16 protein-coding genes are annotated in these 20,852 nt (G+C 68.4%); 9 read left to right on the top strand and 7 right to left on the bottom strand.

Translation table 11 applies throughout. The features are described 5' to 3' along the window. Window positions 1-8 precede the first annotated feature (8 nt). Window positions 9-3,011, top strand: coding sequence for a bifunctional [glutamine synthetase] adenylyltransferase/[glutamine synthetase]-adenylyl-L-tyrosine phosphorylase (locus ABD655_RS09225; RefSeq protein WP_344713404.1), 3,003 nt, complete (start codon window positions 9-11; stop codon window positions 3,009-3,011). A gap of 248 nt (window positions 3,012-3,259) precedes the next feature. Here the strand turns inward: ABD655_RS09225 and glnA are convergent, their stop codons facing one another. Continuing rightward, window positions 3,260-4,684, bottom strand: a complete 1,425-nt coding sequence (gene glnA / locus ABD655_RS09220; RefSeq protein ID WP_344713402.1) for a type I glutamate--ammonia ligase — start codon at window positions 4,682-4,684, stop codon at window positions 3,260-3,262. Between the two features lie 133 nt (window positions 4,685-4,817). Here glnA and ABD655_RS09215 point away from each other — a divergent pair, with 133 nt between their 5' ends. Then, window positions 4,818-5,210: an RDD family protein gene (locus ABD655_RS09215; RefSeq protein ID WP_344713400.1), complete on the top strand. Its 393-nt coding sequence runs from the start codon at window positions 4,818-4,820 to the stop codon at window positions 5,208-5,210. Window positions 5,211-5,225: 15 nt separating this feature from the next. On the opposite strand, the gene ABD655_RS09210 is transcribed toward ABD655_RS09215, so the two are convergent. Beyond that, a complete protein-coding gene (locus ABD655_RS09210) occupies window positions 5,226-5,936 on the bottom strand; it encodes a DUF4191 family protein (RefSeq protein ID WP_344713398.1) in 711 nt (236 codons plus the stop codon). A 124-nt stretch (window positions 5,937-6,060) separates the two neighbouring features. Here ABD655_RS09210 and ABD655_RS09205 point away from each other — a divergent pair, with 124 nt between their 5' ends. Next, window positions 6,061-7,377 carry a hypothetical protein gene (locus tag ABD655_RS09205; protein ID WP_344713395.1) on the top strand — a complete coding sequence of 439 codons (1,317 nt, stop codon included), beginning with the start codon at window positions 6,061-6,063 and terminating at the stop codon, window positions 7,375-7,377. Window positions 7,378-7,382: 5 nt separating this feature from the next. Here the strand turns inward: ABD655_RS09205 and sucB are convergent, their stop codons facing one another. The 3 genes from sucB to ABD655_RS09190 form a co-directional block, all read right to left on the bottom strand. Beyond that, window positions 7,383-9,185, bottom strand: a complete 1,803-nt coding sequence (gene sucB, locus ABD655_RS09200) for a 2-oxoglutarate dehydrogenase, E2 component, dihydrolipoamide succinyltransferase (RefSeq protein ID WP_344713393.1) — start codon at window positions 9,183-9,185, stop codon at window positions 7,383-7,385. Window positions 9,186-9,261: 76 nt separating this feature from the next. After that, complete coding sequence (gene lpdA / locus ABD655_RS09195; protein ID WP_344713392.1) at window positions 9,262-10,635, bottom strand: dihydrolipoyl dehydrogenase; 1,374 nt, start codon at window positions 10,633-10,635, stop codon at window positions 9,262-9,264. Then, window positions 10,632-12,110, bottom strand: coding sequence for a leucyl aminopeptidase (locus tag ABD655_RS09190; RefSeq protein WP_344713391.1), 1,479 nt, complete (start codon window positions 12,108-12,110; stop codon window positions 10,632-10,634). The genes lpdA and ABD655_RS09190 overlap by 4 nt, the downstream gene beginning before the upstream one ends. Before the next feature lie 93 nt (window positions 12,111-12,203). Here ABD655_RS09190 and ABD655_RS09185 point away from each other — a divergent pair, with 93 nt between their 5' ends. The 3 genes from ABD655_RS09185 to ABD655_RS09175 all read left to right on the top strand — a co-directional run bounded on the left by ABD655_RS09185 (window position 12,204) and on the right by ABD655_RS09175 (window position 15,530). Beyond that, on the top strand, window positions 12,204-13,127 hold the full coding sequence (locus ABD655_RS09185) for a proteasome assembly chaperone family protein (RefSeq protein WP_344713390.1): 924 nt from the start codon (window positions 12,204-12,206) through the stop codon (window positions 13,125-13,127). Window positions 13,128-13,347: 220 nt separating this feature from the next. Continuing rightward, window positions 13,348-14,814 carry an RNA polymerase sigma factor gene (locus ABD655_RS09180; protein WP_344713388.1) on the top strand — a complete coding sequence of 489 codons (1,467 nt, stop codon included), beginning with the start codon at window positions 13,348-13,350 and terminating at the stop codon, window positions 14,812-14,814. Next, window positions 14,814-15,530 (top strand): coenzyme F420-0:L-glutamate ligase, encoded by a 717-nt coding sequence (locus ABD655_RS09175; protein WP_344713387.1) that lies wholly within the window; start codon window positions 14,814-14,816, stop codon window positions 15,528-15,530. Before ABD655_RS09180 ends, ABD655_RS09175 begins: the two co-directional genes overlap by 1 nt. Here the strand turns inward: ABD655_RS09175 and ABD655_RS09170 are convergent. Continuing rightward, a complete protein-coding gene (locus tag ABD655_RS09170; protein WP_344713386.1) occupies window positions 15,506-16,528 on the bottom strand; it encodes a sugar-transfer associated ATP-grasp domain-containing protein in 1,023 nt (340 codons plus the stop codon). The genes ABD655_RS09175 and ABD655_RS09170 overlap by 25 nt on opposite strands. A 46-nt stretch (window positions 16,529-16,574) precedes the next feature. Between ABD655_RS09170 and ABD655_RS09165 the strand changes: the two genes are divergently transcribed. Together ABD655_RS09165 and ABD655_RS09160 are read left to right on the top strand one after the other, a co-directional pair. After that, window positions 16,575-17,297 carry an alanine racemase gene (locus ABD655_RS09165; RefSeq protein ID WP_344713384.1) on the top strand — a complete coding sequence of 241 codons (723 nt, stop codon included), beginning with the start codon at window positions 16,575-16,577 and terminating at the stop codon, window positions 17,295-17,297. After that, the gene (locus ABD655_RS09160) at window positions 17,294-18,337 is read left to right on the top strand and encodes an alanine racemase (RefSeq protein ID WP_344713383.1); all 1,044 of its coding nucleotides are present in this window, start codon (window positions 17,294-17,296) and stop codon (window positions 18,335-18,337) included. Before ABD655_RS09165 ends, ABD655_RS09160 begins: the two co-directional genes overlap by 4 nt. A gap of 4 nt (window positions 18,338-18,341) precedes the next feature. On the opposite strand, the gene ABD655_RS09155 is transcribed toward ABD655_RS09160, so the two are convergent. Continuing rightward, window positions 18,342-18,563: a DUF7455 domain-containing protein gene (locus ABD655_RS09155; RefSeq protein ID WP_344713382.1), complete on the bottom strand. Its 222-nt coding sequence runs from the start codon at window positions 18,561-18,563 to the stop codon at window positions 18,342-18,344. A gap of 172 nt (window positions 18,564-18,735) precedes the next feature. Between ABD655_RS09155 and ABD655_RS09150 the strand changes: the two genes are divergently transcribed. After that, window positions 18,736-20,823, top strand: coding sequence for a DNA gyrase/topoisomerase IV subunit B (locus tag ABD655_RS09150; protein WP_344715778.1), 2,088 nt, complete (start codon window positions 18,736-18,738; stop codon window positions 20,821-20,823). Window positions 20,824-20,852: the final 29 nt, after the last annotated feature.

The following is a 20,852-nucleotide window of genomic DNA, read 5'->3' as shown; positions in this document are numbered from 1 at the left end:
GCGACACGATGTCCACGAGCGAACGGTCGCAGTCACTCACGCACCTCGCGCGGCTGGGCTTCAGCCGGCTCGCCGAGGCCGAAGCCCAGCTCGTCGAGCTCCAGGGGCTTCTGGGTCTGGAACGCGATGCCCTGACCGGATCGGCCGCACACGCTGCGGATCCGGACGCCGCCGTATCAGGGCTCACCCGGATCGCCCGACGGGATGCCGGCTGCGTGCGCGCACTGCTCGCCGACCCCGGCGGGCGGCGGGCGCTCTGGGCGTTGCTGGGGGCTTCGACGGGGTTCGCGGACTTCTACCTGCGGCATCCTGAAGAGCTCGCCCACCTGGCGGGGGCGGACGCCTCACTGCCCTCCGCCGAGCACATGCACACCGCGCTGCTGGAGTCCGTCGGCGCGAAGGACGGCTTCGCCGCCGACGGGAGCGACACGTCGTGGGTCGCACTCCGTGTGCGGTATCGACAGCTGCTCGCGGCCATCGCCGCATTCGACCTGCTCAGCGCATCTCCGGTCGACCAGGTCGGCATCGTCGCGGCACGACTGGCGGATGCCGCGGCGGCGGCGCTGGAGGCGTCGCTCTGCGTTGCCCGCACCCGCGTCGCGGCCGGGGGACCGGGTGCGGGTGCCGTTTCGCGCGACCAGGTCGCCGGCACGCGTCTGGCCATCATCGGGATGGGCAAGGCGGGGGCCAGGGAACTGAACTACGTCAGCGATGTGGACGTGATCTTCGTCGCCGGTGCGGATGACGCACTCATCGAGGAGGTCGGCGAGAGTCGCGTCGTGGACATCGCCACCCGGCTGGCGGTGCAGACGATGCGCGGCATCTCGGGCGTGGAGATCGAACCCCCGCTCTGGGAGGTGGACGCCAACCTGCGCCCGGAGGGCAAACAGGGGGCGCTGGTGCGAACCCTCGAGTCCCATCTGTCGTATTACGACCGCTGGGCCAAGAGCTGGGAGTTCCAGGCGCTGCTGAAGGCGCGTCCGCTGGCGGGCGACCCCGAGCTGGGCGCCGCGTACGTCGCGGCGGTGCAGCCGAAGATCTGGACCAGCGCGGCACGTGAGAATTTCGTCGACAGCGTTCAGCGCATGCGCGAACGAGTCACGGAGAACATTCCCGCCGCCGAGGTCCCGTTGCAGATCAAGCTGGGCCCCGGGGGAATCCGCGACATCGAGTTCACCGTTCAGCTGCTCCAACTCGTGCACGGGCTCACCGACGACCGGATCCGTCAGCGCGGCACGCTGGATGCCCTGCACGCGCTCGTCGAGCAGGGATACATCGGACGTGCGGACGCGGCGACGTTCTCGCACGATTACGGGGTCCTCCGCCTGCTCGAACATCGGGTTCAGCTGCGCCATCTGCGGCGCACACACCTGATGCCGGAGCGGCCCGAGGATCTCAGAGTGCTGGCCCGCTCTTCCGGCATCGCCGACTCCGGCGAGAAGATCTGGCAGACGTGGGAGACCGTCAAGCGCGAAGTGCGCGACATCCACGTGCGTCTGTTCTACCGCCCCCTGCTGTCCGCGGTCGCATCGCTTCCTGAGCAGGAGCGCTCGTTGTCGCCCGCGCAGGCTCACGATCGACTGGCGGCCATCGGCTTCATGGACCCGGTGGGGGCCCTGCGCCACATCGCGGCGCTCACCAGCGGACTCAGCCGTGGCGCGACGATCCAACGTCACCTCATGCCCGTCATGATCCGCTGGTTCGCCGACGGCGTCGACCCGGACTACGGGCTGATCGCTTTCCGCCGGATCAGCGAGCGGCTCGGTGGCAGCCCCTGGTTCCTGCGCATGCTGCGGGATTCCTCGGGCGCCGCAGAGAGACTCACCCGCGTGCTGTCCAGCTCCCGGTATGTCGGTGAGCTCATGGAGTGGATTCCCGAATCCGCCGCCTGGCTCGACGACCCCGAGCTGCTGCGGCCACGATCCGGCGTCGCCTTGCAGCAGGAGGCCCGCGCGATTCAGTCACGCCACTCCGCGATCGCCGACGCCGCCCGAGCGATTCGTGCGCTCCGTCGCCGCGAAATGCTGCGCATCGCGATGTCCGCGATCCTCGGAACGTCGACGATCGAGGAGATCGCCACCGCCTTGACCACGGTGACCGAGGTGACGATCCAGGCGACGCTGCGAGCGGTCCGGCGCGAGGTCGTCCCCGCGCAGGACGAGGCGCTCGATTTCTCGGTCATCGCCATGGGCCGTTTCGGCGGGAGCGAACTCGGGTTCGGGTCGGATGCCGATGTGATGTACGTGTACCGCCCGAACGGCGTCGACCCCCACCGCGCGCACGAACTGTCGCTTCAGCTCGTGTCAGGATTGCGCAAGCACTCGGAAGACCAGCGGGTTCCCCTGGACCTGGATGCCGATCTGAGACCCGAAGGCCGCAACGGGCCGGTCGCGCGATCTCTCGAGGCGTACATCGAGTACTACCGACGCTGGTCCCTGTCCTGGGAGGCGCAGGCGCTGCTGCGGGCCAGGGGAGTCGCCGGCAGTGTCAAGCTCATCCGCGCGTTCACCGAGCTGGCCGACGACGTGCGGTATCCGGCATCCGTCGATCCCCAAGCGCTGCGCGAGATCAAGCGGATCAAAGCGCGCGTGGAAAACGAGCGGCTGCCGCAGGGGGCCGACCCGGCACGCCACCTGAAGCTCGGCCCCGGATCGCTCAGCGACGTCGAATGGCTGGTGCAGCTGCTGCAGCTGGAACATGCGCACCGGATTCCCGAGATGAGGACGACGTCCACCATCGCCGCACTCCGCGCCGCCCAGGCCGCGGACCTCGTTCCCGAGGCATCCGCCGACCGTCTGGCCGAGGCCTGGCGCCTGGCCAGCCGATTGCGCTCGGCGAACACGCTGCTGTCCGGGCAGACCAGCGATGTGCTCCCGACGGATCGGAAGAAGCTCGACGGGATCGGCCGGCTGCTCGGCTACCCGCCGCGCTCGGCGACTCAGGTCGAGGAGGACTACCTCGGTGCCACCCGTCGTGCTCGGCGGGTGTTCGAGCACCTCTTCTACGGGTAGTCCAGCGGACGATAAGAGACCCCCGGCTCTGGGGGCCGAGGGTCTCTCTTCCGTACCGACCAGCGGACACACGAACCCGAATCGTAGATGTCCACCCATGTCGGCGGGGCACTGCCCTCCAACCATAGGGGGCGCCCGTTCTCCTGTCTGTCCCCCGTATGGGGGACAGGGCATGCCCGGTCCCGCATATGGCGAAGCGCCCATGTCTCCGGTGAGCGGGAGACATGGGCGCCGCGTCATGCATGCATCTAGACGCCGTAATAGAGCTCGAACTCGAACGGGTGCGGGCGAGCCGAGAGCGGCTTGATCTCATTCTCGATCTTGTACTCGATCCACGTCTCGATCAGCTCGGGCGTGAAGACGCCGCCCGCGAGGAGGAACTCGTGGTCGGCGGCGAGAGCGTCCAGCGAGTCCAGCAGCGAGTTGGGCACCTGCGGGATGTTCTTGGCTTCCTCGGGCGGGAGCTCGTAGAGGTCCTTGTCCACGGGCTCGTGCGGCTCGATGCGGTTCTTGATGCCGTCCAGGCCGGCCATCATCTGAGCGGCGAAGGCCAGATACGGGTTGCTCGAGGCGTCCGGCGCGCGGAACTCGATCCGCTTGGCCTTCGGGTTGGATCCGGTGATCGGAATGCGAATGGCTGCCGAGCGGTTTCCCGCCGAGTACACCAGGTTGACCGGCGCCTCGTAACCCTTGACGAGCCGCTTGTAGCTGTTCATGGTCGGGTTGGTGAAGGCGAGCACCGCCGGCGCGTGGGCGAGCAGGCCGCCGATGTACCAGCGCGCCAGGTCGGACAGCCCGCCATAGCCCGCCTCGTCGTAGAACAGCGGCTTGCCGTCGAGCCACAGCGACTGGTGCGTGTGCATGCCGGAACCGTTATCGCCGAAGAGCGGCTTCGGCATGAACGTCGCCGTCTTGCCCCACTGCTCGGCGGTGTTCTTCACGATGTATTTGAACTTCAGGATGTCATCTGCCGCATGCACCATCGTGTCGAAGCGGTAGTTGATCTCGGCCTGGCCGCCCGTGCCCACCTCGTGGTGAGCCCGCTCCAGGATCAGTCCCGCCTCGATGAGCTTGAGGCTGATGTCGTCGCGGAGATCGGCTTGCTTGTCCACCGGGCTGACCGGAAAGTAGCCGCCCTTGTACGGGGTCTTGTTGGCGAGGTTTCCGCCCTCTTCCTCGCGGCCCGTGTTCCAGGCGCCTTCCTCGGAGTCCACGCTGTAGAAGCTCGAGTTCTGCTTCACCTCGTAGCGGACGTCGTCGAAGATGTAGAACTCTGCCTCCGGGGCGAAGAACGCGGTGTCGGCGATACCGGTCGAGGCGAGGTACTTCTCCGCCTTCTTGGCGACCTGGCGGGGATCCTTCGAGTAGATCTCACCGGTGCGCGGGTTGTAGATGTCGAAGATCATGATGAGGGTCTTCGCCTCGCGGAACTGGTCGACGTACGCGGTCGACACATCCGGGATGAGCTGCATGTCGGACTCGTGGATGCTGGCGAACCCACGGATGGAGGAGCCGTCGAACAGCTGACCCACGGTGAAGAACTCTTCATCGACCGTGGACGCCGGGATGTTGAAGTGCTGCTGGACGCCAGGAAGGTCCGTGAAACGGATGTCGAGGAACTTGACGTCCTCGTCCTTGATGAACTTCAGCACCTCGGATGAATCACTGAACATGGAGACTCCAGAGGTAGGGCATCGGGACTGCCACCCGCAGCGCGGGCGTCTCTGGCACCGTACCCGGAGGGCGTTGCCCGGCAGTCACACCTTTGTTTCCGGCATGTTACGAACGGCTCGTTACGCTGGATGGGTGACCCACGAAGCGCAGAGTTATCCCGGCGAGCGGCTGGGCCGTCCGCCGGCCGGAAGCGGGTCGATCGCACGCCTTGGGCGGCGCGTCGGCGCGCTGTTCATCGACTACGGGGCCGCGTACCTGATCTCCGGCTTCTTCGGCTGGGACCCTCTTGCGATCCTCGCCCTCTTCGCCGCGATCCAGATCGTGTTCATCCCGACGATCCAGGGCAGCCCGGGGCACCGGATCCTCGGACTGCGTGTGGTCCAAGTGGACGGCTCCTGGGTGGGGCTCTGGCGTCCGATCATCCGGACCGCGCTTCTGATCGTGGTGATCCCCGCGGTCATCTGGGATGCCGATCAGCGGGGGTTGCACGACAAAGCTGCCGGCACCGTCCTCATCCGCGCGTAGCGCGAGCCGAAAGGTTCAGCGCGGGCGCGGAGCGCGGGCCTTGGTGGGGTCGATCCCCTTGGGGATCGGCAACGATGCGAGCGACTGCGACACCGAGCTGAGCCGCTTGATGACCGCGGCCATCGTGGCTCGGTCGATCTTGGTCGGCAGGGATTTGATCGTCGAGGCGAGTTTGGCGATCGGAACCTCATCGTCACCATGGCCGACGTAGAAGACGTGAACGGGCACGCCGGTGGCGACGCGCTGAGCCTTGGAGCGCTCATCGTTGACGAGTCGGGTCAGCCGGCCGCGAGCTCCTTCGCCGACGATGACGACCCCGCCACGGCCGACAGCGCGGTAGACGGCTTCCTGCGTCTTCGGGTTGACGCCCACGGGCATGTCGCTGGACTGCCACTTGCGTCCGAGCGACGTCGACAGCACGTGTCCGGCGGCACCCGGCATCCCGTCGATCTGCTTGTACATGGCGTTGGTGGACAGCCGTGTCATCGTCATCAGCGAGCCCAGGACGCCGAGCATCAGTCCCGTCACGCTCCACAGGATCACGCTCCAGATCGCGACCGGAGGCAGCAGGAACCCCACGAGCACACCTACGCCGATGCCGACGAGGAGGATCGCCGCCAGAAGCCAGGGGAGCCACGGGTACGCCTTCTGCGTGAACGTGAAGAGAGTGCGGATCTGAGAGAAGAATCCGGGCCGCTTCTCGGGCGCGGTACTGCGTGCTGCCATGAGCACAGCCTACCTTTCCGCGGGGTGATGGTCCGCTCCTCCCCAGCGTCCCACGACGCCGTGCGCTCCACAGGCCGAGTCCGCGAGCCGCCGCCCTCCCGCAGGACGGATCAGGCTCGAGGTCGTGACGAACAGCGCGCAGGATCGGTTCGGCCTCGGCTACCGGGTGATCCGCGCCCTGGCCGGCGAGCCGGACTCTCCATGGCCGGGCTCGCTGGTGTCCGGGCCGGAGGGGCAGATGTATGTCGTGGTCGATGCAGAGATGCTCGGAGCGGAATGGCCCGGGTGGAGCGCAGCAGCCGACGGTCACGTCCTCGCACCGTCGGACATCCTGCGGCGGCCCGACGGGCATGATGCACTGCTCCCGGTCTGCACCGAGCGCGTGGAGGACTTCCTCGCGCGCCGCGGGACCGGCGGCGCGGACCTCTCGCCCGGAGAAGGCGTGACCCTCGCGGTGAGTCTGCTCCGCGGCGTAGGGGAGCTGCAGGCGGACGAGGGCGCTCACGGCTCCTGGTGGCTCACCGATGGCGGGCGGCCCGTCTTCGCCATTGGATGCGGCGACAGCCCCGCCGAAGGAGCAACGGCCGAGCTTCTCGCCGACGTCGCACGGGACGTTCCGGTCCTCGCCGAGGCCCTCGCAGACGTCCTCGGCGCGGTGTCCGAGCCGCGTCGGCTTCGATCCGAGCTCGAGCGGACGGAGGAGCGGCTGTTCGCCGTCGCGGAACCGGTCGCTCTCGCCACGACGACGTTCGGGCCGAGGCGGGCTCGGAGCATCCCGGTGCGCGAGGGCGAGAGCATCGATTCCGCGGAAGCCGAGGCCGCCGTGCCCGCGTGGCAGTTCTCGCTGGCGCGGCATGTCGACGCCGACTGGGCCGACCTGCTCTCCCGGATGACGACGGGACTGTGGCGCACGCTGAGGGCGCGCCGGACCGGTCGCCGCAGGCCGTGGCTCCTCGCCGCCGGGTTCGGCTGCGCCATCGTGGTTGCCGGACTGCTCTGGCCGACAGCGCCGAGCGGTCCGGCGACCGCTGACCCGTCCTCCGAGCGGACCGTCCAGGTTCCGAATCCGTCCCCGAGCGAGGGTCCGGTGTCGGCCTCGGCATCCGACAGCGTCGACGATCCGGCTGGGCAGTCCGCCGTGCCGCCGCCGGCCGAAAGCGACGAGCTGACATCGGTCGCCGACCGGCTGCTCACGGACCGCATCGCGTGCGGCGCCGACCCGGAATGCCTGCGCACCGTCCTCGAGGCACCGGGAACGCCGATTCCACCGGGGGTCGTGGACCTGCCCGCGGGGCAGCGATCAGTCACCCTGCTCGATGAGTTCGGCGGGGCGGCCGTGTTGCGCGCGGAGGCGGCCGGTGCAGCGCCTCAGCTCGTCGTCCTCGTCCACACCGAGGGCCGCTGGCTGCTGCGCGACGTTCATGACGTCGCGCAGCAGTGATGCGATCAGATACCCAGCTGGCCTTCGAAAGCGGCATCCTGCAGTCGTGTCTTGACGGCAGCCAGGAATCGAGCGGCATCCGCACCATCGACGATGCGGTGATCGTAGGAGAGCGCGAGGTACACGTACGAGCGGATCGCGATCGCATCCTTGCCGTCGACGGACACCAGACCCGGGCGCTTGACCACGACTCCAGTGCCGAGGATCGCCGACTGCGGCAGGAACACCACCGGGGTGTCGAACAGCGCACCGCGCGAGCCCGTGTTGGTCAGCGTGAACGTTCCGCCGGCCAGCTCGTCGGGCTTGAGCTTGTTGCCGCGCGTGCGCGCGGCCAGGTCGGCGATCTCGTGCGCGATCTGGGCGATGTTCTTGGATGCCGCGTCCCGCAGCACCGGGGTCAGCAGGCCCCGCTCGGTATCGACGGCGATCGAGAGATTCTCGGATGGGGGATAGACGATCTGGTCGCCGTCCACGGTCGCATTGACGACCGGGTTCGACTGGAGCGCTTCGGCCGCAGCCAAGGCGAAGAACGGCAAGAAGGACAGCTTGTCGCCGGTCTTGGTCAGGAAGTCACCCTTGACCGCGTCCCGGAGGGAGGCGAGCTTGGTGACGTCCACTTCCACGACGGTCGTCAGCTGCGCGGTGGCCTGCATCGACGCCACGGCACGCTCGGCGAGCACCTTGCGCAGACGGGACATCGGCTGAGTCGTCCCGCGGAGGGGCGAGATCTCGATCGCAGCGGGTGCCGCGGCCGCCGGTGCGGGCGTCGCAGGGGTGGCTGCGCTTTCCGCCGCCTTCAGCACGTCCTCCTTGCGGATGCGTCCGCCCACCCCGGTGCCGCTGACGGTCGACAGATCAACGCCCTGCTGCTGCGCGAGGCGCCGCACGAGGGGCGTCACATAGGCGGTGACGTCTGTGGCGTCGGCGGCTGCCGGCGCGGATGCCGCGGGCGCTGCAGCAGGAGGAGCCGCCGCAGGCGCGGGAGCGGCCGGGGCGGGCGCGGGCGCTGCAGCAGGAGGAGCCGCCGCAGGCGCAGGAGCGGCGGGAGCCGGAGCCGGGGCGGGAGCAGCGGCCGCGGGGGCGGCAGCAGGAGCCGGTGCCTCCGCTGCAGGCGCGGGAGCCGGAGCAGCCGCGGGTGCGGGCGCCGCCGCGCTGTCGCCGATACGCGCGAGCGGCGAGCCGACAGCGACGGTCTCGTCTTCCTGCACGAGGATCTCCTGGAGCACTCCTGCGTACGGGGAGGGGATCTCTGTGTCGACCTTGTCCGTCGAGATCTCCAGCAGGGCCTCGTCCACCGCGACGGTGTCGCCGACGCTCTTGAGCCAGCGCGTCACGGTACCTTCGGTCACGCTCTCGCCGAGCTCGGGGAGCACGACGTCCTTGCCGCCTGCTGCGGGCGCGGCGGCCGGTGCCTCCGATGCCGGCGCAGCATCCACGGGCGGAGCTTCAGGGGCGTCAGCGGGAGCCGGCGTCTGGGCCTCGCTCGAAGGAGCCTCGGGTGCGGCAGCGGGCTCAGGTGCGGCCGACTGCTCGGCAGCCGACGGGGTGTCGTCCGTCGCAGGCGCGGACCCCGGCTCGCCGATCTTCGCCAGGATGGCGCCGACCTCGACGGTCTCGTCCTCCTGCACCAGGATCTCCTCGATCACACCGCTCACCGGCGAGGGGATCTCGGTGTCGACCTTGTCGGTCGAGATCTCCAGCAGTCCCTCGTCCGCCTCGACGGTGTCGCCGACGTTCTTGAGCCAGCGGGTGACCGTTCCCTCGGTGACGCTCTCTCCGAGCGCGGGGAGGACCACGGAAGTGCTCATGTGCATGACTCCTTCAGAATGCCGATGTCGTTTCTAGCTTAGTGATGCCGTGGTGTCCTCGCGCCGCGGGGAGCGGTCAGAGGGTGTGCAGCGGTTTGCCGGACAGGGCGAGGAACGCCTCGCCGAGCGCCTCGCTCTGCGTCGGGTGCGCGTGGATGAACGGTGCGATGTCTTCGGGGTGAGCCTCCCAGCCCACGGCGAGCTGTCCTTCTGCGATCAGCTCGCCGACCCGGTCCCCGACCAGGTGGACGCCGATCACGGGCCCATCCTTGCGACGGACGACCTTCACGAGCCCGGCGGTGCCGAGGATCTCGCTCTTGCCGTTGCCGGCCAGGTTGTACTCGTACGCGACGACCTCATCCGCCCCGTTCGCCGCGACGGCCTGAGCCTCGGTCAGGCCGACCGAGGCCACCTCGGGGTGGCTGTAGGTGACCTTGGGGATCTGCGTGTCGGGGACCAGGACGGGGTGGAGCCCGGCGATCTCCTCGGCGACGAAGATGCCCTGCTGGAACCCGCGGTGCGCGAGCTGCAGCCCGGGGACGATGTCGCCTACCGCCCACACGTGCGCCGCACCGGTGCGCAGTCGGTCATCCGTCGTGACGAAGCCACGGTCGAGCACGATCCCGCTCTCCTCGTAGCCCAGATCGGCGGTCACCGGGCCTCGGCCCACGGCGACGAGGAGATAGTCGGCCTGGAACGACGTTCCGTTCTCGAGCGTCACCGTCACGGCCTCATCAGTCTGGGTCGCACCGGCGAAGCGCACACCCAGCGACGACGCGATCCCGCGTTTGCGGAACGCCCGCTCCAGCGCTTTGCTCATCGCGACGTCCTCGTTCGGGACGAGATGATCCAGCGCCTCGACGATCGTCACGTCGGCACCGAACGAGCGCCACACGCTGGCGAATTCGACGCCGATGACACCGCCGCCGAGGATGAGGACGCTCTGCGGGATGTCGGGCAGTTCCAGCGCCTGCTCGCTCGTGAGGATGCGGCCGCCGATCTCCAGGCCCGGCAGCGTGCGGCTGTAGGATCCGGTCGCGAGCACCACATCGGTGCCTCGGTAGAGGTCGTCTCCGACGCGGACGGCGGGTCCGGACTCGAGGACGCCCGCACCGGCCACGACGGTGATCCCACGGGCCTTGATGAGACCTTCCAGTCCCTTGTACTTCTTGGCGACGATGCCTTCCCGGTACGCGCGCACCCCGTCGGCATCGACGCCTTCCAGTGTCGCGCGGATGCCCACGCTCCAGGCATCCCGGGTCAGGTCCGCCACCTCTGCGGCGTGAAGCAGAGCCTTCGTGGGGATGCAGCCGCGGTGCAGGCAGGTCCCGCCCACCTTGTCCTTCTCGACAAGGGCGACGGACTTGCCCAGCTCAGCGGCACGAAGGGCCGCCGCATAACCGCCGCTGCCTCCTCCGAGTACGACGAGGTCGAAGTGGTGCTCGGTCATCGCGTCTCCTCACCGGCGACGAAGCGGATCAAGGACCGCACGGTCGCCCCGGTCGGTCCCTTGTCGGTGAACCCGTAACCCGACCCCTTGTTCATCCCGACACCGGCGATGTCCAGATGCACCCAGGGGATGCGCGGCGCATCCGCCTCTTCCGAGACGCGGCCGACGAAGTGCCTGAGGAACAGACCGGCGAACAGCGACCCGCCGGCCGGATCTCCGATCTTCGCGTTCTGCAGATCCGCGATGGGGGAGTCCAGCTCGTCGACCATGTGCGCCGGGAGCGGGAGCGACCATGCCAGTTCCCCGGCCTGCTCCGCCGCGGACAGGTAGGCGGCGACCGCGGCATCCTCACCCATCACACCCGTGTGCCGCGTGCCGAGGGCGGTCGTGATCGCGCCGGTGAGCGTGGCGACGTCGACGATGACGTCCGGGTGCTCCCGACTGGCGGCCACGAGGCCATCCGCGAGGACGACACGGCCCTCCGCGTCGGTGTTGAGCACCTCGACCGTTGTGCCATCCAGCATGCGCAGCACATCGCCCGGGCGGGTTGCGCGGCCGGAAGGCATGTTGTCGGCGACGCACAGCCACGCCGTGACGCGCACCGGCAGTCCGAGAGTGGCGACGGCCCGGAGCACGCTCAACGCCGTGGCCGCCCCGCACATGTCATATTTCATGCCCACCATCGACGCGGCCGGCTTGAGCGACAGGCCGCCGGTGTCGAACGTGATGCCTTTCCCGACGAGGGCGACATGCCGTGACGCGCCGGCCGGTGCATAGTCGAGTCGCACCAGGCGGGGCGGTCGGTCAGATCCCTGCCCGACTCCGAGGATGCCCCCGTAGCCGCCGGCGCGAAGGGCCGCCTCGTCGAGGACCTCGACGCTGACCGGCAGATCGGCGACAGCGGCGGCGGCGCGCTCCGCGAAGTCAGCGGGTCCGAGCCACTCCGCCGGGATGGAGACGAGGTCCTTCACGAGTGCCACGGCATCGGCAGCGGCGGTGATCGCGGCGAGTTCGCCCTCGTCCGCCTTCACCGAGCCGTGGACGACGACCCGCGCCGCGCGATCCTTCGGAGCCTCGGTCTTGTAGCCCGCGAAGCGATACCCCCCGAGCGTGGCGCCCTCCGCTGCGGCACGCCACAGGTCGGGATCATCCGCGAGCACGCCGACGCTGACCGTGCCGAACCCGGTGAGGGTGCGGATGCCGGTTCCCACGGCATCCCTGACCGCCGCGGAGTCGGCATGGGCGCCGATTCCCACCACCGAGAGCGGAAGCGACGTGCTCTCGGGCGCGTAGACGCGCTGGTAGGAGGATGCCGCACCGGTGAAGCCGACCGCTGTCAGCGCCGCTGCGAGCCCGGGCCAGTCGTCCAGACCGGGGGCCTCGTCGGAGTCGAGCGAGGGCAATGCCAGCAGGATGGCGTCCGAGTCGGACTCTCGGATCGGAGCGGTGCTGAATTCGAGGTCAGGAAACGACATGGACTCCATCCTAGGTTCGGGCCCGTCGCTCTGTTCGCTCTGAGCGGGATGCCCACGGCCCGCGCGGCGGGACGCGACTCGTAGCATGGGTGCATGGCTCAATCCGCTCCGCTCTATGAGCGCGTGGCATCCGCTCCGCCGATTCCACGAGGGCTTCCCCTCGTGATCGCGCTCACGGGTTTCACCGACGCCGGCAGCGCAGTCAGCCGCATGGTCGATTACTTCCGCGATGATCTGGAGCCCACGCCTCTGGCCGTCTTCTCCAACGACGTGCTCCTGGACTACCGGGCGCGACGCCCGCTCATCTCCTTCGACCAGGACCATCTCACCGACTACCGTCCGCCCCGACTGGAACTCTCCTTCGCGCATGACTCGCTCGGCCAGCCTTTCCTGACGCTGGCCGGCTACGAACCGGACTTCGCGTGGGACGCGTTCACCGACGCCGTGCTGGACTTCGCTGCCGCCTATGACGTGAAGACCATCACCTGGGTGCACGCGATACCCATGCCGGTTCCGCACACCCGCCCGATCGGCACGACGGTCAGCGGCACCCGCGGCGAACTCACCGAGGCGCACTCGGTTTGGCAGCCGCACACTCAGGTGCCGGCGACGGCGGGACACCTGCTGGAATATCGTTTCGCCGAGGCGGGTGCGCTGGTGGCCGGCTTCGTCCTGCTCGTGCCCCATTACCTGGGGGACACCGAGTACCCCGCCGCCGCTCTTGCCGGGCTGGACAGCCTCACCGTGGCGACAGGACTGATCTTCGCCGGGGACGACCTGCGGGAGGAGAACAGGGAGTACCTGGCCAAAGTCGACCAACAGGTTGCGGGCAGCGATGAGCTGTCGCGCATGGTGCAGGGACTCGAGGAGCGCTACGACGCGTACATGGCGGGCTCGACGCTGGGGTCGCCGATGATCCATACGGGTGACCTGCCGAGCGCTGACGAGCTGGCGGCGGAGCTGGAGAGGTTCCTCGCGACCCGCCCCACGGGCGACGACGAGAAGCGCGGGGCCTGAGGCCGGCGGAATGCGCACGGTGCCCGCGGCGTTGCATCAGATGTGTCGGTCGTACACGTCGGATGTGTGCGACGGATGTGCGACAATAGATGACCTGGCCCGTTGTCAACCGGCTCTGTGAGGCATTCTCTGCAGAGTCGGGACTTGACAAGGGTCTTACTAGTGTCCGAAATCTACCGGGGGACGGACGACACACGTTCCCGCTGGTGAAAGGCGTACCGTGACCTCAGGCACGAAGACCACAACACGCGCTAGCAGCGCGAAGGATGCCGCGGCGGTCGCTCCCGCGGACGAGTCCACCACGACGACCACGAAGAAGGCGGCGACGAAGCCGGCCGCCGCCAAGACGACCGCCGCCAAGACGGCGGCTGCGAAGTCCACCGCCGCCAAGACTGCGGCCAAGGCGCCGGCGAAGACCGCCGCCAAGGCTGCACCGAAGGCGACGGCCAAGTCCCGCGCATCGAAGGTGACCGACGACGTCGCCGCCGCCGAGCTTCCCGACGACGTGGAGATCGACGACGTAGAGATCGAAGACGACGCCGTCCTGGACGACACCGTCGAGGCGGTCGTGAAGCCTCGCGCCGCGGCCCGTGGCAAGGCGAAAGCCGCTGCCGTCGTCGAGCCCGAAGCCGACACAGCCGAGGCCGAAGAGGAAGACGAAGACGAAGAGACCACGAAGCCGGCCTTCACGGAGCCGCTGCCCACGGGTGCCATCGTCATCTCCTCGTCGGACGACGAGGACGTCCCGGTCTACTCGACGATGATCACGGGAGCCACGGCGGACCCGGTCAAGGACTACCTGAAGCAGATCGGCAAGGTCCCGCTGTTGAACGCGGCCGAAGAGGTCGAGCTCGCAATGCGGATCGAGGCGGGTCTGTTCGCCGAGGAGAAGCTGTCGCACATGACGGCTGCGGAGAAGTCCAACCAGGTCGGGCTCGACCTGCAGTGGGTCGCCCGCGATGGTCAGCGCGCGAAGTCGCACCTGCTGGGCGCGAACCTTCGCCTGGTGGTCTCACTCGCCAAGCGCTACACCGGCCGCGGCATGCAGTTCCTGGATCTCATTCAGGAGGGCAACCTCGGTCTGATCCGCGCGGTGGAGAAGTTCGACTACACCAAGGGCTTCAAGTTCTCGACGTATGCCACGTGGTGGATCCGGCAGGCGATCACTCGCGCCATGGCCGACCAGGCCCGTACGATCCGCATCCCGGTCCACATGGTCGAGGTCATCAACAAGCTGGCCCGCGTGCAGCGCCAGATGCTGCAGGATCTGGGCCGCGAGCCCACGCCCGAAGAGCTCAGCCGTGAACTGGATATGACCCCCGAGAAGGTCATCGAAGTGCAGAAGTACGGTCGCGAGCCGATCTCGCTGCACACCCCCCTCGGCGAGGACGGCGACAGCGAGTTCGGTGACCTCATCGAGGACACCGAGGCCGGGGTTCCGGCCGACGCAGTGGGCTTCACGATGCTGCAGCGCCAGCTCGAGTCGCTGCTGGACTCGCTCTCCGAGCGCGAGGCCGGTGTCATCCGGATGCGCTTCGGACTCGGCGACGGCCAGCCCAAGACACTCGACCAGATCGGCGACACGTTCGGCGTCACGCGCGAGCGGATCCGCCAGATCGAGTCGAAGACGATGGCCAAGCTGCGTCACCCGTCGCGTTCGCAGTCCCTGCGGGACTATCTCGAGTGATGGCCGAAGCCAACGACGGCAAGGCGCTGACGGTCGAGCTCGACGGGACCTCGTATTCGCGGATTCCCATCCGAACGCGCGTGGTGATGCCCGGAGACGACCTGGACGCGTTCATCCGCGAATACGCGACGAACGTCGTGGAGCCCGGCGATCTCTTCTTCGTGACCGAGAAGATCGTGGCAATCACCCAGGGACGCTCCTACCCGCTCGAGGAGATTCATCCTCGGCGGCTCGCGCTGTTCCTGTCGAAGTATGTGACGCGGACTCCGTATGGGATCGGGCTCGGCATGCCCGAGACGATGGAGATGGCCCTGCGCGAGTGCGGGACGCCCCGCATCCTCGTCGCCGCCGCGGTGTCAGCGATCACCAAGGCGTTCGGCCGCAAGGGCGATTTCTACCGCATCGCGGGCGATAAGGCCCGCGCGATCGACGGACCCACTGGGGGCACGATCCCGCCCTACAACCGGGCCGTCGTGCTGGGCCCGGACCGTCCGCGCGAGGTCGCGCAGCATGTCAAGGCGCTGCTGGGCGGCATCGCCGAGGTCGCGGTGGTCGACATCAACGACCTCGGCGGCAACATCCTCGGCTCCACGCTGGACAAGGCGGGCGACAAGCGCCTGCTTGCCATCCTGAAGGACAATCCGCTGGGTCAGGGTCATCAGTCGACGCCTCTGGGCATCGTTCGCGAGGGTCAGAACCCGATCGCCGCGCGATAGCGGGCCTTGTGGCCGGTGCGGATGCCGGTGACGCTCGGCTTGTTCTCGTAGACGCCGGCACCCCAGTTGCCCTCGACGAGTACGGGCCCCTCGGGCGTGACCACGATGTCCCAGCCGACGTACTGCACCTGAGGTACCACCCGCGCCACGCGATCGACGAACGCGCGCACCTCTTGCATCATGGGGAGCTGGAACTGGTCGATGACGAACCCCGAGTCGGGATGGGTCACGTGCACGTGGCCGTGGGAGTCGTAGCCCGGCCCGATCGCGCGGCCCTCGTCGTCGAGCATCGTGTAGAAGCCGCCGAAGGTCATCTGATCGCTCACCGCGCCGCGCCCGAACTTCTGCGCGATGGCCAGGATGTGCGTCTTCTCCCCGTCGAAGAATGCGGTGATCCGGGTGGTGTTGACGGTGCCTGGGCACACCGCCGCCAGGGCGGAGTGCTGCAGGATCACCTCTTCGATGAGCAGCTCGCCGCGCGTGAGCAGTCCGCGGTGGAACGCGTCCCAATCCTCGATATCGGCGGCGTGGTATCGATGCACGCCCGTGCCCGCTTGGCCGACCGGCTCCTTCGTCACGATCGTTCCTAGACGCTCGGCGAAGGCGCGGACGTCGTCGGCATTGTCGTCGTCGACGACCATCCACTCGCGGTGCAGGTGCTCGCTGAAGACCCGGTCGAACTCGACCTTGTCCTGGAAGATGTGCCGGAATGCGGGATCGTCGTACTTCTGCGAGAGCTGGTTCGACACGGGGTGCGTCATGTACGTCGCCCGCTCCGCGCGGTTCAGGATCGCAAAGTCGTAGTCGATGTAGTCCTGGAAGCCGACGTTGCGCAGTCCCGCCTGCCAGAGCATGTCGACCACGATCGCGGGGGTCCACTTGCCGTGCAGGGCGGACGCCTCCTTCGCCCGGTCCAGGACGGAACCGACGTCGATGCGGCGTGCTCGACCGGCGAGATAGCGGAGGCGGGGCGCGAGGCCGAGGCCTTGAGGTGGCATGCGTGCTCCGGGGGTGGGGGACAGGACCCCGGATAGTCTAGGTGCCGTGACCTTCGGCATCCCTGGACGCGCGTCCGACGCGGGCACGGATTCACGCACAGCCCCGACGGTGCGAATCTCCCGCCTCGCGCTGGACATGAACCTGCGCGCCGTGCTGTCCAGTGGTCGCGGCGACGTGATCGACGTACGGGCCGATGCATGGGGCCACGGGCTGGGCGTGGTCGCGCCGATCGCTCTGCGTGCGGGTGCAGCCGCGGTGCTCGTCGACGACATCGGTGCGGCGACGCTGGAGGGCATCGTGGATCCTGCACGGCGGCTGCTCGACGGCGACGGCTCCCACCCGGACGCGGTGTACGGGCTCAGTCCCGGTTTCACCCCCGTGCTGAGCCTCAGCGGCTGGGTGCTGAGCATCAAGCGCCTTCGCGCGGGGGAGGGGGTGTCCTACGGCTTCACCCATCGTGCGTCCGAGGACACCACGGTCGCCCTGGTCACCGGCGGCTACGCCCAAGGCATCGTACGCGGCCTCGGCAATGTCGCATCGGTCCGGATCGCGGGGGAGCGGCGCCCGATCGTCGGCCGGGTCGCCATGGACGTCTGCGTGGTGGATGTCGGCACGGCGGGGGTTCAGCGGGGCGATGAGGTTCTCTTCTTCGGCGACCCCGCCCTCGGGGCGCCGTCTCTCGCGGAGTGGACCGCGGCCACCGGGATGACGGCGGCGGAGCTCGTCACGGCCGTCGGAATTCGCAACAGACGGGACTACACGCCGTGACCGGGCCGGAACTGCGCGTGGATCTCAATGCCTTGGCCGCCAACATCGCCGTGGCCCGCGCCCGGGTCGCGCCGGCGCAACTCATGCTCGTCGTGAAGGATGACGCGTACGGCCACGGCCTGGCGCCCATCGTGACGAGGGCTGCGGCCGAGGGCGTCACGTGGTTCGGTGCGTTCGACGTGCGCGAGGCGCTCGCCACCCGCGCCGCCGTCGGCCACGACGCACGCATCTTCTCGTGGCTCACCGTCGGCCCCGACCAGATCGCCGCGGCTCTGGCGGCTGAGATCGACCTGGGCGTCGGCGACGCGGGTTTCCTGGAGCAGATCGCTTCGGTCGCGCGAAGCGCGGGTGCGACCGCACGTGTGCACCTGAAGATCGACACGGGCCTGCATCGCAACGGCATCCGCCCGGAGGAGTGGGACGCGATCCTCGCCCGCGCCGCGTCCTTCTCCGCCGAGGGGCTCGTGCGCGTCGTCGGCGTGTGGAGCCACATCGCCGAGGCGAGCGACGCGGAAGATGATGCCGCGCGCGCGGTCTTCGACGTTGCGATCGCCGCAGCCGAGACGGCGGGCTTCGCACTCGAGGTGCGACACCTGTCCGCCAGCGCGGCGTCGTTCGCCCGGCCGGAGTTCCGCTACGACCTGGCCCGCGTGGGGGCGTTCTGCTACGGCATCCGCCCGGCGGGTGGACCCGGTCAGGACGAACTCGGCATCCGTCCCGTCGCCGCTCTCGCCGCCACCGTCACTCGGGTCGGCGACTACGCGGTCACGCTCGGCGTCGGGTCCCTGCACGGACTGCCGTCGACGCTGGCCACGCGCGCCAGCGTCCACGTGTCAGGACACCGGCAGGAGATTCTGCACGTCTCCGAGACGCACACCACGCTGGCGCCCTGGGAGGGCGCCGTGGTCGGGGCTGAGGTCTGGGTCTTCGGTCCGGACGGAACCTCGGCGACCGACTTGGCCGAGGAGATCGACACCGTCGGCGAAGAGATTCTCGTTCGGATCTCTCCGCTCGTGGAGCGAACCTACCGCGGCCGGTAGGACCTCAAACGGACTCGAGCAGGCGAGCCGTCTCGTCGTGCCAGCTCGTGGCCATCGTGCGCAGCTTCTCTTCGTACTTGCGTCCGTGGTGTGCGCAGAACAGCAACTCGCTGCCATTGACCTCGGCCGCGATGTAGGCCTGTGCGCCACAAGAATCACAGCGGTCCAGCGCGCTGAGCCGGTATTCGAGGACGGCGGGCTCGGTCGGTGTCGAAAGCGTGTTCATCTCGGGTCCTCCTCGTAAGCGTCGCTCGTCTCGATCCCTTGCGGGTCCTCACATACAACCACGCGATCGCTGGAGAATGCCCGGAAGCGATCACATTTCGCTCACCGCGTACGCGGCGCCCGTTCACCGTGTCTGTGCATAGCGCTGACGACCACCCCGGATACTCTTGAGGATTGTGACCTCCGAGTACTCTGCACACCATCTCCAGGTGCTGGAGGGGCTCGAAGCGGTCCGCAAGCGCCCGGGCATGTACATCGGTTCGACGGACTCCCGCGGTGTGATGCACTGCCTCTGGGAGATCATCGACAACTCGGTCGACGAGGCGCTCGGCGGGCACGGCAGCCGCATCGACGTGATCCTGCACCGCGATGGAAGCGTCGAGGTCCGCGACCGTGCACGCGGCATCCCCGTGGACATCGAACCCCGCACCGGTTTGTCCGGGGTCGAGGTGGTTTTCACCAAGCTGCACGCCGGCGGCAAGTTCGGCGGCGGCTCGTACGCCGCATCCGGTGGTCTGCACGGCGTCGGCGCGTCCGTCGTGAATGCGCTCTCGGCGCGACTCGACGTCGAGGTCGACCGCGCCGGCAAGACGTGGGCGATGTCCTTCCATCGCGGTGAACCGGGCGTCTTCGCCGGCCCGGCGCCCGATTCCACATTCACGCCGTTCGAGAAGAGCTCCGAACTGCGCCTCGCCGGACGAGCACCGAAGGGTGTGACAGGCACCCGGATCCGCTACTGGGCCGACCCGCAGATCTTCACGAAAGACGCGACCTTCCACCTCGACGAACTCGAGCAGCGTGCCCGACAGACGGCGTTCCTGATCCCGGGACTCGAGATCGTCATCCGCGACGAGCGGACAGACGATCCGGTCGAGACCAGCTTCCGCTACGACGGCGGCATCTCCGAGTACGTCGAGTACCTCGCGCCGGACGCGGCGGTCACCGACACCTGGCGCCTCACCGGCACAGGCTCTTTCACCGAGACCGTTCCCGTGTTGCAGGCCTCCGGGGCCATGGTCCCGACCGAGCTCGAGCGCGAGTGCCACGTGGACATCGCGCTGCGCTGGGGGACCGGCTACGACACGTCCATGCGCAGCTACGTGAACATCATCGCCACGCCGAAAGGTGGCACGCATCAGCAAGGGTTCGAGCAGGGCCTGATGAAGGTGTTCCGCAGCCAGGTCGAACAGAACGCGCGACGGCTGAAGATGGGCCCGGCATCGAACGGAACGCAGAAGCTCGAGAAGGACGACATCCTCGCCGGGATGACGCTGGTCTTGACGGTGCGGGTCCCCGAGCCGCAGTTCGAGGGGCAGACCAAGGAGATTCTCGGGACGCCGGCCGTGCGCCAGATCGTCTCGAATGTCGTCACTCGGGAGTTCACCGCGAAGTTCACCTCGTCCAAGCGCGATGACAAGGCGCAGACCTCGCTGCTGCTGGACAAGGTCGTATCGGAGATGAAGGCGCGCATCTCGGCACGCGCCCACAAAGAGACCCAGCGTCGCAAGAATGCGCTGGAGAGCTCGTCGCTGCCCGCCAAACTCGTGGACTGCCGGTCGGCGGATGTGGCGCAGTCCGAGCTGTTCATCGTCGAGGGCAACTCGGCACTCGGCACGGCCAAGGACGCCCGCAACAGCGAATACCAGGCGCTCCTGCCGATTCGCGGCAAGATCCTCAACGTCCAGAAGTCCTCGGTCTCGGACATGCTGTCCAACGCCGAATGCGCGTCCATCATCCAGGTCATCGGCGCGGGATCCGGGCGGACATTCGACCTGTCGCAGGCGCGCTACGGCAAGGTCATCATCATGAGCGACGCGGACGTCGACGGCGCGCACATCCGCACCCTTCTACTGACACTGTTCTTCCGCTACATGCGACCGCTGATCGAGGACGGACGCGTCTTCGCCGCCGTTCCGCCGCTTCACCGCGTGATCGTGATGAACCCCGGGTCGAAGCCTAACGAGACGATCTACACCTACTCCGAGCAGGAGCTGCACACGCTGCTGGCGAAGCTCACCAAGTCCGGCAAACGATGGCAGGAACCCGTCCAGCGATACAAGGGGCTGGGTGAGATGGACGCCGATCAGCTCGCCGAGACCACCATGGATCGGAGCGGCCGGATTCTGCGCCGTGTCCGCCTGGAGGATGCCGAGTCCGCCGGCAAGGTCTTCGAACTGCTGATGGGCAACGAGGTCGCGCCGCGCCGCGAGTTCATCGTCGACTCCTCCGATCGCCTTTCCCGCGAGGCGATCGACGCGTAACCCGGCAGGCGCCGGTCGGGCCCCCGACG

The sequence above is a fragment of the Microbacterium terregens genome (assembly GCF_039534975.1).
In the GTDB taxonomy this organism is placed as follows: domain Bacteria; phylum Actinomycetota; class Actinomycetes; order Actinomycetales; family Microbacteriaceae; genus Microbacterium; species Microbacterium terregens.
Note: the sequence above shows the minus strand (reverse complement) of the source record. Positions and strands in the feature narration are given on the sequence as shown.